The organism is Brevundimonas huaxiensis (assembly GCF_014218725.1).
Classification (GTDB): domain Bacteria; phylum Pseudomonadota; class Alphaproteobacteria; order Caulobacterales; family Caulobacteraceae; genus Brevundimonas; species Brevundimonas huaxiensis.
The window spans coordinates 50,914-64,130 of sequence record NZ_JABBJE010000008.1 but is presented as its reverse complement, the minus strand read 5'-3'; the positions used below and the strand labels follow the sequence as shown (position 1 = coordinate 64,130).

Here is a 13,217-nt window from a genome sequence, read left to right as displayed (position 1 = left end):
ACGGATGGCCGCCAAGATTAAATCGGGCGGCGCTGGCAACCTGCCTCAGGCCAACAGTGATATCAACGTTACGCCTTTCGTTGATATCATGCTGGTCCTGCTCATCATCTTCATGGTGGCGGCTCCGCTAGCCTCCGTGTCGGTGCCTGTTGAGTTGCCAATCGCCGTCGCCAAGGCGGCCCCGAACCCGCCCAAGCCGGTCTATATTTCGATCCAGAATGACGGCGACGTCTATGTGGGCGATTTCCGGACCGACGTCGGAGCCCTGGGTGAAGATCTGAAAAAACAGATCGGATCCCGGAACCCGGCCGATGAGCGGATCTTCATTCGGGGCGACCAGAACACCCGTTACGGCGACTTCATGCAGGTGATGAATGCGCTGCAGGATAACGGCTTCTATAGCGTTGCGCTGGTCGGCGAAGACCAGGCGACGAGTTAGGATGCGGAGATAGTATGACAGACGTCGAATATCATCGCAGTCGCTACGACGTACCCAAGAAGAAGGGCTTCATGGGGGTGTCCTACCCCGTGCTGATCGTCTGCCTGATGGTGGTCAGCATCTTGTTTGCGTTGCTGATTTTCTTTGTTCAGCAGTCCAAGTTCAAGCTGAAGGAGTTCAACTACGTCGACGAGTCCGTCGAGGTCGAGTTGGTCGAGCCGGTTCCGCCGCCTCCGCCGCCTCCGCCCCCGCCGCCTCCGCCGACGGATACGCCTCCGCCGCCGAAGCTTCAGGTGCGCGTGCCGGCTCCGGTCCCGAACATCGTTCCCCCTCCGCCGGTCAACATCACGCCGACGAAGAAGGAAGATCGGGTTGAATACACGGGTCCGCCCGTCAATATTCCTGGACCGCCGCCTCCGCCCGCACCGCCGGCTCCGCCGCGTCCGTCGACGATCACGAACGTTCAGTGGTCGCGCCAACCGCGTCCGACGGCTGATGACTTCCCGGCGCGTGCGCTGGAGCGTGAAATCAGCGGTTCGGCTACGGTCGAGTGCACGGCGCGCTCCAACGGATCTCCGGCGAACTGCCGCGTGGTGTCCGAAGAGCCTGCCGGAATGGGCTTCGGCCGCGCCGCCATTCGGGTGGTTCAGCGTGGACAACTGTCTCCGCGGACCGTCGACGGCGCCGCTCAAGACGCGACCTTCCGCGTCCGGGTGCCCTTCACCCTCGGGTGATCGTCACGGCAACAGACAAGACGCCTCGGAGAGCAATCTCCGGGGCGTTTTTGTTTGGGCGGTCACCCGCGAAATCTCCTGACGAAATATGAGGAAGGCGCTTGATCGCCTGCCGCAGGCCCGGTAGAGAACGCGCCTCGCGATGCGCGGGCCGCCTTAGCTCAGTTGGTTAGAGCGCCGGTTTGTGGAACCGGAGGTCCTCAGTTCAAGCCTGAGAGGCGGTACCATCGCAAAGCACGGCCGGGCTTGCAGCCCGCCGTCGCCGCGACCATCTCCTGATCGTCGGCCGTCCTATCTGTTTTTAGGCCGATCCCCACATCGACAGGAGAAGGCCCCATGAAGACGCGTAAGCTGGGTGCGAACGGCCCCGAGGTTTCGGCCATTGGCCTGGGCTGCATGGGGATGAGCGCCTTCTACGGCGGCGCCGACGAGGCCCAGTCCATTTCCGTCATTCATCGCGCGCTCGATCTGGGCATCACCCTGTTCGACACCGCAGAGATGTACGGCCCCCACACCAACGAGGTGCTGGTCGGCAAGGCGCTGAAGGACCGGCGCGATCAGGCCTTCATCGCCAGCAAATTCGGCATCAACTACAATGCCGACCGCACAAAACTGATGACCGACGGCAGCCCGGCCAATGTGCGGCGCGCCATCGAGGGCAGCCTGAAACGCTTGGGCGTCGATCACGTCGATCTCTACTATCTGCACCGCGTCGATCCGGACACGCCGATCGAGGACACGGTCGGGGCGATGGCGGAACTGGTGAAGGAGGGCAAGGTCCGCTTCCTGGGCCTGTCCGAGGCCGCGCCCGACACCCTGCGCAAGGCGCATGCGACCCATCCGATCACGGCGCTGCAGACGGAATACTCGCTGTGGAGCCGCGAACCGGAGGACGAACTGTTCTCGGTCGTGCGCGAACTGGGAATTGGTTTCGTGCCTTACAGCCCGCTGGGCCGCGGCTTCCTGTCGGGCGACATCACCTCGATCGATGACCTGGACGCAGACGACTTCCGCCGCACCAATCCGCGCTTCATGGGCGAGAACTTCCAGAAGAACCTGGATCTGGTCGAGGCCGTGAAAGCCATTGCGTCGGATAAGGGCATAACCGCCGCGCAACTGGCGCTGGCCTGGGTGCTGGCGCAAGGCGAGGATCTGATCCCGATCCCCGGCACGCGCCGCATCGCGACCCTGGAGCAGAATGCGGCGGCCGTGGACGTCGTTCTGACGTCTGAGGATCTCGCCCGGATCGAGGACGTCTTCCCCAAGGGCGCGGCGACGGGGCATCGCTACGCCGAGGCGGCGCGGGCGGCGCTGAACCGTTAAACTAGGGCAGACATGAGAAAGGCCCGGTCGGATCACTCCGGCCGGGCCTTTCGTATGTGGGGGGTCCTGATCCTACTGGATGCGGGTCCAGGTCTGGGTCTTGCAGAGCGGAGCCACGATGCAGCCGCGCAGACGCAGGCTGTTGTCGTTTGTCATGGTAATGGTGCCGCGATAGGTGCCGCCGTCGGCCGGGTTATAGACCGAGCCGTTGCGCCATTCCGTCGGACCGCCGGTGAAGCCGGTCAGCATGGGCAGATTGCGCAGGGTGCGGTTCCGCAGCGAGGCGTCGCGATTGTTCGCGTCGCGCGCATTCGCGTCGCGGCGAATGTGGTCCGAGGTCACCAGCGTGCCGCACAGCGCCTGTCCGCAGCGCGCGATCCGCACCTGACCGCCATTGGTCGGCGTCTGCCACAGGCCCGTCGGGTCGCCCGCCAGGGCCGGAGAGGCGAGGGCGCCCGCCAGGGTCGCTGCGGCCAGCATGATCTTGTTCTTCATAGTCGTTCCCTTTCGTCGGGTCGGTCGCGCCGCCCGTTGAAGCGGACGTTGATCGCGGTTTCGGTTGAAAACAAGGCCAAAACCCCAGCGATCACCAACGAAAACCGACCCTTAGGTCAACTTCAGCCGCCGATCAGGGCCAGCCATTCGTCCTCGGTCAGCACCTGGACGCCATGTTTTTCGGCGTCCTTGAGCTTGGAGCCGGCGCCGGGGCCGGCGACAAGGTAGTCGGTCTTTTTCGACACCGAACCCGACACCTTGGCGCCCAGGCTTTCGGCGCGGGCCTTGGCCTCGTCGCGGGTGAAGCGCTCCAGGGCGCCGGTGAAGACGACGGTCTTGCCGGCGACCGGGGTGTCGGACTTGGGGCGTTCGGCGTCGAGGATCTGGGTCAGTTCGGCTTCCAGAGCCTCCACGACCCTTAGATTGTGCGGCTCGTGGAAGAAGTGGCCCAGGGCTTCAGCGGCGACGGGGCCGACGCCGGTGACGCCGGCGATCTGGTTCAGGATTTCGGACGGGCCGTCCTCGCGCGCGACTCGGGCCAGTTCGACCAGGCCGGACCAGTCGTGAACCATCGTCGCCAACGACCGGCGGGCGGGGGCGGCCATACCCGGAAAGGCCTGGCTGATCTTCATGTCCATCGTGGCCTCGGGCCAGGGATCAACGGCGGGCTGCTTCGCCTCGGCCATCAGGGTCAGGACGCGGGGCGATATGGCGTGGGCGGCGGCCAGAGCGGTCCAGGCGTCGGACGGCACACCCGAAGCGGCCTGGAGGCAGGCGGCCTTCAGCGCGGACCAGCTCTCGAAGGCGCGGGCCAGGACGATGGAGGTCTGTTCGCCGATGTCGCGGATGCCCAGGCCGAACAGGAACCGGTCCAGCGAAATGATGCGACGAGCGTCGATGCCGGCGACCAGGTTGCGGATGCTGGTCTCGCCATAACCATCGTCTCGCTCCAGTTCCTTCAGCCGCGTCTCGTCGCGCGCCAGTCGGAAGATGTCGGCCGGCTCCTTGATCCAGCCGCGCGCATGGAAGGCGACCAGCTGCTTTTCGCCCAATCCTTCGATGTCAAAGGCGCGGCGGCCCACGAAATGTTTCAGCCGTTCGACGATCTGGGCGTCGCAGATGAGGCCGCCGGTGCAGCGGCGCTTGACTTCGCCGCCTTCGCGCACGGCTTCCGAGCCGCAGACGGGGCAGTGTTCAGGGAAGACATAGGGCAAGGCGTCGGCGGGACGTAGCTCGGCGACCACGCCCAGGATCTGCGGGATGACGTCGCCGGCGCGTTGCAGGCGGACGGTGTCGCCGATGCGGACATCCAGACGTTCGATCTCGTCTTCATTGTGCAGGGTGGCGTTGCGCACCACGACACCGCCGACGGTGACCGGATGCAACCGGGCGACGGGGGTCAGGGAGCCGGTGCGGCCGACCTGGATGTCGATGCCCTCCAGCACAGTGGTGGCCTGCTGGGCCGGAAATTTGTGAGCGATGGCCCACCGGGGGCTGCGGGCGACGAAGCCCAGCCGGCGTTGCCAGTCGATGCGATCCACCTTGTAGACCACGCCGTCGATGTCATAGCCCAGGGTCGCGCGGTCACGTTCCAGTTCGCGATAGGCGGCGATCAGGCCTTCGGCGCCCTCGACCCGGCGCGAGCGGGCGTTCACGGGGAACCCCCAGGCCTTGAGCTTTTGCAGGGCGTCCCACTGGGTCTCGGCGAAGTCGCTGGAGTGTTCGCCCCAGGCGTAGGCGAAGAAGTTGAGCGGACGTTTGGCGGTGATCCGGGCGTCCTTCTGGCGCAGGGAGCCGGCGGCGAAGTTGCGAGGGTTGGCGTAGGTCCGGCGCCCTTCGGCCTCGGCGGCTGCGTTGAAGGCAGCGAAGGCGTCGTTGGGCGCATAGACTTCGCCACGCACCTCGATCCGGTCGGGCCAGTCGTCGCCGGCCAAAGTCTGTTGCACATCGGCGATCGTGTTCAGATTGGCGGTGACGTCCTCGCCTGCGCGGCCATCGCCCCGCGTGGCGCCGATCGTCAGTCTTCCATCGACATAGAGCAGATTGGCGGACAGGCCGTCGATCTTGGGCTCGGCGACAAAGGCGATCGGTTCGTCGGCGGGCAGTTTCAGGAAGCGGGCGATCCGGGCGACGAAGTCGCGCACCTCGCCCTCGTCGAAGGCGTTGTCCAGCGACAGCATGGGCACGCCGTGGCGCACCTCGGCGAACTGGGTTGAGGCGGCGGCTCCAACCTTGCTCGACGGCGAGTCGGGGCGGACCAGATCGGGAAAGGCGGTCTCGATCGCCAGGTTGCGCGCACGCAGGGCGTCGTAGTCGGCGTCGGAAATCTCGGGCGTCGCCTCGTTGTACAGCGCGTCGTGACGGGCCATTTCGGCGGCCAGCCAGGCCAGGGACTCGGCGGCTGTCTCGGCGGTGAGGTCTTCGACGGGGACTTCGAGAGGAATCGCGTTGGCCATGGCCGTCGTCATATCATCTGACGCGCCGCCCGTGCATCGCGCAAAGCCGATGATGACAGAACCGTAGGCTGACGCGCCGTCCGCTCTTCGCTAGGTTCGCGCGTCCCTATCGGAGCCTGTATGACTCGTTCGACCCTCTGCCTTTTCGTAGCTGGTGCCGCCCTGATCGTCAGCGGTTGCACCGCCGTTCCTCCGGCAGCGCCGATTGCGCCGAGCGCCGTCGCGACCGGTACGAGCCAACTGCTGGAGGACGTGCGCATCCTGTCGGCCGACGACATGCAGGGCCGCGACACGGGCTCGGAAGGCGGCGAGCGGGCGCGCGCCTATATCGTGTCGCGGCTGGAGGCTATGGGCGTCCAGGCGGCGCCGTTCGGGCGTTTGCAGCGGTTCGAGGCGCCGGGCCGCACGCGCGAGGGCGTGAAGACCTTCAGCGGCGTCAACATCGTCGGCCTGATTCCCGGAACGCGCGTCGCCGACCGCTATATCGTGGTGACTGCCCACTACGACCATGTCGGCGTCAATGACGGCCAGGTCTTCCACGGGGCCGACGACAACGCCTCGGGCGTGGCGACGATGCTGGAGTTGGCGGCGCGACTGAAGGCCCAACCGCCGGAACACAGCGTGCTGATCGTTGCGCTGGATGGCGAGGAGCGGGGGCTGTTGGGGGCTCGCGAGTTCGTCAAGGCGCCGCCGGTGCCCCTGTCGTCACTCAGCCTGAACCTGAACTTCGACATGACGGCGCGGGCGGAAACGGATGGCCATCTGTGGGTCACCGGGACCTATCAGCACCCCAATCTGCGCCCCGTGCTTGAGGCCGTGGTGCCGAACGGGGCCGTGTCCTTCGCCTTTGGCAAGGACACCCCGCAGGATACGGGCGAGAACAACTGGGTCGACGCCTCCGATCATGGCGCCTTCAACGAGGCGGGCGTGCCCTTCCTGTACATGGGCGTCGATTATCATCCCGATTACCATCGACCGAGCGACACCTTCGACCGGATCACGCCGTCGGTCTTCACTAGCGCGACCGAGATCGCCATCGCCGGGTTCCGCGCCTTGGATCAGGCGCTTGATCGATGAGATCTTCATGGGTGATCGTCGCGGTCATGGCCGTGCTGAGCTTGGCGGCATGCGAGCGGCGCGACGCCGCGACACCGACGTCGATGCCGGAAGCGACGTTCCAGCATCGTCTGAGCGGTGATATTTCGGGCGACTATCGCCCGACAGGTGAGGGGGAGATGCCGCTCGTGGCTTCCCTGTTTGTCGGTCAGGATGAGGCCTTCGCCGCCTGGGACGGCGGGGCCCGCGCTTCGCCGCCGCTGATCCTGTCGCTGACCGGCCCGCAAGGCGAGGCCAGGGTTCTGCCGGACGCCTATGTCGTCACCGACGATCGGATCCAGATGCGCGGCTCCGTACCCGGCATGGGCCCGTTGGAGTTGTCGGCGCGGATTGATCATGGCGCATTGGCGACAGCGCGGCGCAATCTCGGAGATCAGACGCCTGTCGTCACCGGGACGATTTCGGCCAACGGTCGTCGCACGCCGTTCACGCTAAGCTGGTGGGGCGGCGACTGATCTAAGCGATCTGTGCTGAAGACGCGCCAAGATTGCCAATCTCGCAATCCCAGGTCATGGTGACGCTTGGGGGGCGCTGAATGTCGACATCGGAATTGGCCGGCTGCGATGTGACGTCGACACGCGGCGTCGTTGCGTCTCGACGCCGCATTCGTCTTGACCCGACCCGCGCCATGGATGTCCTCTTCGCCCTGACAGGTCTGCTTCTGACCTGGCCGCTCTTCCTTGTCATCGCTCTGGGCGTCAGGGCGCAGGACGGAGGGTCCGCGATCTTTCGCCAGCAGCGGATCGGGTGCGACGGCCGAATGTTCGACTGCCTCAAGTTTCGCTCGATGCATATAGGCGCGGAGCAAGCGCTGCCCTCAGCCTCTGATCCGGAATGGCAGGCGATGCGAAAGCTGACACACGATCCGCGCGTTACGTCGTTGGGCCGCCTGTTGCGACGGTTCAGCCTGGATGAACTGCCTCAGCTGATCAATGTGTTGAGGGGCGAGATGTCGCTGGTCGGCCCCCGACCGATCGTGATCGATGAGGCTGCACGATATGGCCGGCGACTGGCCGACTACTGCGCGGTCCGGCCGGGGCTGACGGGGCTGTGGCAGGTCTCGGGCCGAAACGCCGTGCCCTATCCGCGCCGTGTCGCGATGGATGTCTGGCTGGTCAGAAACCGCACCGTCGGCGTCTATCTGGCGATCCTGGCGCGCACGATCCCGGCGGTGCTGAGCCGACGGGGCGTGTCCTAGGGAAGACGCTCCTCAAAGCCGTCGTCCGTGCCGATGATGGCGAGGTCGGCGAGATCCAGGAACAGGCCGTGCTCCACCACGCCGGTGATCAGTTTCAGATCGTCGGCCAGACGGACCGGATCGTGGATCGCCTTGCAGACCGCGTCATAGATCAGATTGCCGCCGTCCGTGCGGACCAGGCCGCGATCCGCCTGACGCACGCGCGCCGGCTGGTTGATGTCGTGGTCGATCAGCACATCGGCGATGCGGTTGGCTGTCGTCTTGTGACCGAAGGCGACGACCTCGATCGGCAGGGGGAAGGTTCCCAGCACTGGCACCACCTTTGCCGCGTCGGCGATGACGATGCAGCGTGCCGAGGCCTCCCACACCAGCTTCTCGCGCAACAGGGCCGCTCCGCCCCCCTTGATCAGCGCCAGGCCCGGCCCGATCTCGTCGGCGCCGTCCACGGTCAGATCGATACGGGGCGTGTCCTCCAGCGTCGAGAGCGTCAGCCCGAGTTCGCGCGCGAGATCTGCGGTCTTCTCCGATGTCGGCACGCAGCGCAGGTCGGGCAGGTTGCGCGCCGCCAGCGCCTTGACGAACCAGGCGGCCGTCGAGCCGGTGCCCAACCCGACGATCATGCCCGCCTCGACGTGGGCGGCGGCGGCCTCGCCGGCGTTCTTCTTCTGGAGGTCGCTCATTTGGATTTCGCAGCCTTCCTGACCTTGGCTTCGGCACGGAAGGCCGCAGCCGCTTCGGGTTTGACAGTCTGGCGCGCGCGGCCGAAGGCCATGGCGTCGGCGGGCACGTCCTCGGTGATGACGGAGCCGGAGGCGATCAGGGCGCCGTCGCCGATGACCACCGGGGCCACCAGGCTGGAATTCGATCCGATGAAGGCGCCGGCGCCGACCTGGGTCTGAGCCTTGTTGAAGCCGTCATAGTTGCAGAAGATGGTCCCTGCGCCGACGTTGGCGCCGGCGCCGACCGATCCGTCGCCCAGATAGGCCAGATGATTGGCCTTGGCGCCTTCGGCCATCTTCACGTTCTTGACCTCGACGAAGTTGCCGACCTTGACCCCCTTCGCCAGGTCCGCGCCGGGACGCAGGCGCGCGTAAGGACCGACCTCGGCGCCGGCCGAGACCCGCGCGCCCTCGATATGGCTGAAGCTGCGAATGCGCGCGCCGGCATTGATCACCGCGCCGGGACCGAAGACCACGAAAGGTTCAATGACGGTTCCGGCGCCGATCTGGGTGTCCCAGGCGAAATGGACGGTTTCGGGCGCCGCCATCGTCACGCCGGCCGCCAGGAAGGTGTCGCGTTGCACGGTCTGAAACAGGGCCTCGGCCTGAGCCAGTTCGGCCTGGGAGTTGACGCCCATCACCGCGTCCTCTGCGGCGAAGACGGCGCGGGTCGGGTGGCCGCCCTTCCGCGCCAGAGCGACGACATCCGTCAGATAGTATTCGCCCTTGGCGTTTTCGTTCTTCACCTCGGCCAGCAGCGAGAAGAGCAGGGCCGCAGGCGCGGCCATGACGCCGGAGTTGCAGGCGGTGATGGCGAGAACGTCTGACGACGCCTCCTTGGCCTCGGTGATGGCGGTCAGGGTGTCGCCTTCGACGATCAGACGGCCATAGGCGCCCGGATCGCGAGCCTCGAACCCGATGACGGTCACGCCGTCCGCATTGAACACGGGCTCGATGTCGGCGGCTTTCAGCAAAGGGACGTCGCCATAGGTGACGACCACCTCGCCGTCGAAACCGGCCAGCGCCTGTTCGGCGGCGCGCACCGCGTGGCCGGTGCCGAGCGGCGGGTCCTGGACCGCAATGGCGGCCTCGCCCAGCCGTTTCACCACATGGGCCCGGACCTCGGGCGAGTGATTGCCGACCACGACGACGATGCGTTCGCACCCCAGGCCTTCCGCCGCATCGATGGCGTGGTCCAGCATGGCGCGGTGGGCGACGGGGTGCAGCACCTTGGGCAGCGGCGACTTCATCCGCGTGCCCTGGCCGGCGGCGAGAATGATGGCGGCGCGGGCGCGCGTCTGGCTGGTCATGAATCGTCTCGCAGTCTAGTCGTCCTGCGATCTAGCCCATCATGCGGGCCAGCGGGAGATGTGGATGAGCGATCGCGACCTGGAAGGCTGGACCATCGCCTTCGACCTTGACGGCACGCTGGTCGATTCCGCCCCGGACCTGATCGGCACGCTGAACCGGATGCTGGTCGAGGAGGGGCTGCCGCCCGTGCCGATGGAGTCCGCCTCGAGCCTGATCGGATCGGGCGCGCGGGCGCTGCTGGTGCACGGCTTCGAAGCCGCCGGCGCGCCGGTCGAGCGGGCCAAGTCCGACGAACTGTTCGAGCGGTTCCTGGTCGATTACGCCGCCCATATCGCCGACGGCTCGCAGCCTTTCGAGGGCGTAGTCGAGACGCTGGAGCGGCTCAGCGAGCGGGGCGCTATCCTGGTCGTGGCTACCAACAAGCGTTCGGACCTGTCGGAGTTGTTGTTGGGCAAACTGGACTTGACCCGACATTTCGCCGCCATCGTCGGCCCGGATCGGGTCAGCGCGCGCAAGCCCTCAGGCGCCCATTTGAAGGAGGCCGTCGTGATCGCAGGCGGCGATCCCGAACGAGCCATTATGGTGGGAGACGCTTCGCCGGACGCGGACGCCGCCAAAGACGCCAGCATGCCCTGCATTCTGACGACCTTCGGCTTTACGCCGACGCCTGTTGAAGACCTGGGCGGGGACGTGCTGATCGATGCCTTCGAAGACGTCGAAGAGGCGATCGACGGCATTCTCTCCGACTTCTACGTGCGGCGGGCGCTGAAATTCTGAAGCCAGCCGACAGGAAATCTGTTGGCTGAATGATCGCTGCTGCGGTTGCGGATCGCCATGGCGATGGACAGATTGGCGCACCCCAGTTGAAAGTGCCGTCATGCTCGCTCGCTTTTTCAAGATTCCGCTGTGGCAGCGGACCGCCGCCGGCTTCATCCTCGGCATCATCGCCGGGCTGATCCTGCGCGAGCGGGCCGAGACCTGGCTTCAGCCGATCGGCGACGTCTATCTGAACCTGATCCGCATGGTGGTGGCGCCGCTGGTGCTGTTCACCATCGCCAGTTCCATCGCCAAGCTGGGGGAAGGGGCGGGGGCTGTGCGGCTGGGGGTGCGAACCATCCTCTGGTTCGCCATCACGTCGCTGCTGGCGGTGCTGGTCGGTTTCGCCTTCGGTCACATCATCAATCCGGGCGTCGGCCTGTCCAACCTGCCGCTGGGCGAGGTTAAAGAGCGCGTAATCCCGACCCCGCTGGAAGTCTTGATCGGCGTCGTGCCGACCAATCCGTTCGCCGCCCTGGCCGAAGGCAAGGTGTTGCAGATCATCTTCTTCTCGGCCCTTGTCGGCATGGCCTTGGTGGCGCTGGGCGACCGGGCGCAGGGCGTTCGGCGTCTGGTGGATGAGGGGGCAGCCATCATTTTCCGCATCACCCGCTGGGTGATCCAGCTGACGCCCATCGGCGTGTTCGGCCTGATCGGATCGGTCGTCGGCGGCTACGGCTGGGAGGCGCTGCTGCCCCTGGTGAAGTTCATCCTGGCCATCTACGCCGCCTGCCTGTTCCACATCCTGATCGTCTATTCGGGCCTGCTGAAGGTCCATGGGCTGAAGGTGACCAGCTTCTTCCGCGGCGCCTTCGCGGCCCAACAGACTGCGTTCGCTACCTCTTCCTCGCTGGGGACTTTGCCGATCACCCTTCGCCAGACGGTCGAGCGTTTGGGCGTGCCGCAGGCCTACGCCGCCTTCGCCGTGCCCCTGGGGGCCAATGTGAAGATGGACGGGTGCGGGGCCATCTATCCGGCCATCGCCTCGATCTTCATCGCCCAGTATTTCAAGATCGATCTGACGCTGACCCAATACGTCCTCATCGGCCTGACGGCGGTGCTCGGATCACTGGGGACGGCCGGCGTGCCGGGCACCAGCATCGTCATGCTGACCCTGACCCTGTCGACCGCCGGCCTGCCGCTGGAAGGCATCGGCTATATCGTCGCCATCGACCGGATCATCGACATGATGCGCACCGCGACCAACGTCACCGGACAGATGCTGGTGCCGGTGCTGGTCGCCAAGGAAGAGGGCATCCTCAACCAAGACATCTACAACGGTCACGTCGCCTGGCTGCCGGGCGACCCGGAAGCCGATACGCCCGAAGGCGTTCGCGCCGCCGGAATCTGAAACAGGCGCTTGCGCGGGGCCGGCGACCGGGCTATGTCGCCGCCTCCGCAAGGCAAGGACGCGTAGCTCAGCGGGAGAGCACCTCGTTCACACCGAGGGGGTCACAGGTTCAATCCCTGTCGCGTCCACCATCTCCACTTCGATCTAATCCCGGCCTTGCGTGCGCCAGTCCTTGGGCCACGCGCCCGTGATGGAACGGTAGGCGAGGGCCAATGCGCCGATCAGGCCGGCGGACACGCCCGCGCTCGGCGCCGCGATGTAGGTCTGCATGTCCAGACCTTTCAGGCTGGCGTCATAGCCGCCGAGCTGTCTCACCAACGCCTGTCTGACCAGATCGTACATGTGCGGCTGCATCACGCCGCCGCCGATGATGATTCGCTCGGGCCGCAGCGTGTAGGTCAGGTTGGCGCACAGACCGGCGATATACTCCGCTGCCATCGGCCAGGCCGGATGATCGTGGGAAAACGTTTCGGCGGCCGCGCTCCAGCGCGCCTTCAGCGCCGGCCCGCTCGCCAGGCCTTCCAGGCAGTCGCCGTGGAAGGGACAAACGCCCGAGAACGTCTCGTCGCCCTTGGCGCGGGGCAGCCGGATATGACCGGCTTCGGGATGGTTCGCCCCGCCATGCGGTGCGCCGTCGATCATCACCCCGATACCCACGCCCGTGCCGACCGTGACGTAGCAGAAGCTCTCCAGTCCTTGCCCGCTGCCGAACAGGCGTTCGCCCACGGCCGCGCCGTTCACATCGGTGTCCAGCGTCATGGGAACATCGAGGCGCCGGCGCAGACGGGCCAACAGGTTGATGTCGCTCCAGCCGGGCTTGGGCGTGCTGGTGATGGCGCCGAAATCCGGCGCGTCGGGCTTCAACGACAGAGGGCCGAAACTGACGATCGCCAAAGCCGAAAGCCGGTCGTGTTTCGACTGTGCGTCGACGAAGAAGGCCGCGACCGCATCCAGCGTCTCGTCGGGCGACGTCGTCGGGATGCGGATCTGGTCGATGATCACGCCGTCGGCGGCGGCGACGCCGCAGATGAACTTGGTGCCGCCGGCTTCGACACCGCCGAGGAGGATGGATTGGGTCGACATGGGCGCCTGCCTTTCGGGTGCGACGAAGGTTCGCGGGACTGAACATCGAACAGGGCCAAGCGTTCAGAGCCCATGACCCTTCTAGCCCGTCTGTTCATCGCCTTCGACGCCGCCGCCAAGATTTTGACGCGCAAGGAAAGACTGCTGTGAGCCGATTTTGCAGAGTGCTGGATTTG

At 66.0% G+C, this 13,217-nt stretch carries 13 protein-coding genes and 2 tRNA genes; 10 read left to right on the top strand and 5 right to left on the bottom strand.

What is annotated here, in order from left to right:
• Nucleotides 1–4 precede the first annotated feature (4 nt).
• The 4 genes from HF680_RS13785 to HF680_RS13770 all read left to right on the top strand — a co-directional run bounded on the left by HF680_RS13785 (nt 5) and on the right by HF680_RS13770 (nt 2,496).
• Nucleotides 5–439, top strand: a complete 435-nt coding sequence (locus HF680_RS13785) for an ExbD/TolR family protein (protein ID WP_017505196.1) — start codon at nt 5–7, stop codon at nt 437–439.
• 14 nt (nt 440–453) lie between these two features.
• A complete protein-coding gene (locus HF680_RS16190) occupies nt 454–1,173 on the top strand; it encodes an energy transducer TonB (RefSeq protein WP_017505195.1) in 720 nt (239 codons plus the stop codon).
• A 150-nt stretch (nt 1,174–1,323) separates the two neighbouring features.
• Nucleotides 1,324–1,400, top strand: a tRNA-His gene (locus tag HF680_RS13775).
• A gap of 109 nt (nt 1,401–1,509) precedes the next feature.
• Nucleotides 1,510–2,496 carry an aldo/keto reductase gene (locus HF680_RS13770; RefSeq protein ID WP_185225454.1) on the top strand — a complete coding sequence of 329 codons (987 nt, stop codon included), beginning with the start codon at nt 1,510–1,512 and terminating at the stop codon, nt 2,494–2,496.
• 72 nt (nt 2,497–2,568) lie between these two features.
• Here HF680_RS13770 and HF680_RS13765 read toward each other — a convergent pair whose 3' ends face one another.
• Together HF680_RS13765 and ligA are read right to left on the bottom strand one after the other, a co-directional pair.
• Nucleotides 2,569–2,991, bottom strand: coding sequence for a DUF2147 domain-containing protein (locus HF680_RS13765; protein WP_045811298.1), 423 nt, complete (start codon nt 2,989–2,991; stop codon nt 2,569–2,571).
• Between the two features lie 122 nt (nt 2,992–3,113).
• Nucleotides 3,114–5,447: an NAD-dependent DNA ligase LigA gene (ligA, locus tag HF680_RS13760; protein WP_205196290.1), complete on the bottom strand. Its 2,334-nt coding sequence runs from the start codon at nt 5,445–5,447 to the stop codon at nt 3,114–3,116.
• A 120-nt stretch (nt 5,448–5,567) separates the two neighbouring features.
• On the opposite strand from ligA, the gene HF680_RS13755 reads away from it, so the two are divergent.
• From HF680_RS13755 to HF680_RS13745, 3 genes are all read left to right on the top strand, one after another.
• Complete coding sequence (locus tag HF680_RS13755; protein ID WP_045811297.1) at nt 5,568–6,524, top strand: M28 family peptidase; 957 nt, start codon at nt 5,568–5,570, stop codon at nt 6,522–6,524.
• Nucleotides 6,521–7,018 (top strand): hypothetical protein, encoded by a 498-nt coding sequence (locus tag HF680_RS13750; protein WP_045811296.1) that lies wholly within the window; start codon nt 6,521–6,523, stop codon nt 7,016–7,018. Before HF680_RS13755 ends, HF680_RS13750 begins: the two co-directional genes overlap by 4 nt.
• A gap of 80 nt (nt 7,019–7,098) precedes the next feature.
• Complete coding sequence (locus HF680_RS13745) at nt 7,099–7,761, top strand: sugar transferase (protein ID WP_317134083.1); 663 nt, start codon at nt 7,099–7,101, stop codon at nt 7,759–7,761.
• Here HF680_RS13745 and rpiA read toward each other — a convergent pair.
• Nucleotides 7,758–8,441: a ribose-5-phosphate isomerase RpiA gene (rpiA, locus tag HF680_RS13740; RefSeq protein ID WP_045811294.1), complete on the bottom strand. Its 684-nt coding sequence runs from the start codon at nt 8,439–8,441 to the stop codon at nt 7,758–7,760. The genes HF680_RS13745 and rpiA overlap by 4 nt on opposite strands.
• Nucleotides 8,438–9,790: a bifunctional UDP-N-acetylglucosamine diphosphorylase/glucosamine-1-phosphate N-acetyltransferase GlmU gene (glmU, locus tag HF680_RS13735; RefSeq protein WP_045811293.1), complete on the bottom strand. Its 1,353-nt coding sequence runs from the start codon at nt 9,788–9,790 to the stop codon at nt 8,438–8,440. The genes rpiA and glmU overlap by 4 nt, the downstream gene beginning before the upstream one ends.
• Nucleotides 9,791–9,854: 64 nt before the next feature.
• Between glmU and HF680_RS13730 the strand changes: the two genes are divergently transcribed.
• The 3 genes from HF680_RS13730 (at nt 9,855) to HF680_RS13720 (ending at nt 12,089) form a co-directional block, all read left to right on the top strand.
• On the top strand, nt 9,855–10,568 hold the full coding sequence (locus HF680_RS13730; protein ID WP_045811342.1) for an HAD-IA family hydrolase: 714 nt from the start codon (nt 9,855–9,857) through the stop codon (nt 10,566–10,568).
• A 100-nt stretch (nt 10,569–10,668) separates the two neighbouring features.
• Nucleotides 10,669–11,958, top strand: coding sequence for a dicarboxylate/amino acid:cation symporter (locus HF680_RS13725; protein ID WP_045811292.1), 1,290 nt, complete (start codon nt 10,669–10,671; stop codon nt 11,956–11,958).
• A gap of 56 nt (nt 11,959–12,014) precedes the next feature.
• A tRNA-Val gene (locus HF680_RS13720) sits at nt 12,015–12,089 on the top strand.
• 13 nt (nt 12,090–12,102) lie between these two features.
• Here HF680_RS13720 and HF680_RS13715 read toward each other — a convergent pair.
• Nucleotides 12,103–13,041, bottom strand: coding sequence for an ROK family protein (locus HF680_RS13715; protein WP_045811291.1), 939 nt, complete (start codon nt 13,039–13,041; stop codon nt 12,103–12,105).
• Between the last annotated feature and the right edge of the window lie 176 nt (nt 13,042–13,217).

What these genes read in the sequence shown, in the direction of transcription:
- glmU (WP_045811293.1), bottom strand. Translation starts at nt 9,790, where the DNA reads ATGACCAGCCAGACGCGCGCCCGCGCCGCCATCATTCTCGCCGCCGGC.
- HF680_RS13765 (WP_045811298.1), bottom strand. Translation starts at nt 2,991, where the DNA reads ATGAAGAACAAGATCATGCTGGCCGCAGCGACCCTGGCGGGCGCCCTC.
- HF680_RS16190 (WP_017505195.1), top strand. Translation starts at nt 454, where the DNA reads ATGACAGACGTCGAATATCATCGCAGTCGCTACGACGTACCCAAGAAG.
- HF680_RS13715 (WP_045811291.1), bottom strand. Translation starts at nt 13,041, where the DNA reads ATGTCGACCCAATCCATCCTCCTCGGCGGTGTCGAAGCCGGCGGCACC.
- HF680_RS13755 (WP_045811297.1), top strand. Translation starts at nt 5,568, where the DNA reads ATGACTCGTTCGACCCTCTGCCTTTTCGTAGCTGGTGCCGCCCTGATC.
- rpiA (WP_045811294.1), bottom strand. Translation starts at nt 8,441, where the DNA reads ATGAGCGACCTCCAGAAGAAGAACGCCGGCGAGGCCGCCGCCGCCCAC.
- HF680_RS13725 (WP_045811292.1), top strand. Translation starts at nt 10,669, where the DNA reads ATGCTCGCTCGCTTTTTCAAGATTCCGCTGTGGCAGCGGACCGCCGCC.
- HF680_RS13785 (WP_017505196.1), top strand. Translation starts at nt 5, where the DNA reads ATGGCCGCCAAGATTAAATCGGGCGGCGCTGGCAACCTGCCTCAGGCC.
- HF680_RS13750 (WP_045811296.1), top strand. Translation starts at nt 6,521, where the DNA reads ATGAGATCTTCATGGGTGATCGTCGCGGTCATGGCCGTGCTGAGCTTG.
- HF680_RS13730 (WP_045811342.1), top strand. Translation starts at nt 9,855, where the DNA reads ATGAGCGATCGCGACCTGGAAGGCTGGACCATCGCCTTCGACCTTGAC.
- HF680_RS13770 (WP_185225454.1), top strand. Translation starts at nt 1,510, where the DNA reads ATGAAGACGCGTAAGCTGGGTGCGAACGGCCCCGAGGTTTCGGCCATT.
- ligA (WP_205196290.1), bottom strand. Translation starts at nt 5,447, where the DNA reads ATGGCCAACGCGATTCCTCTCGAAGTCCCCGTCGAAGACCTCACCGCC.
- HF680_RS13745 (WP_317134083.1), top strand. Translation starts at nt 7,099, where the DNA reads ATGTCGACATCGGAATTGGCCGGCTGCGATGTGACGTCGACACGCGGC.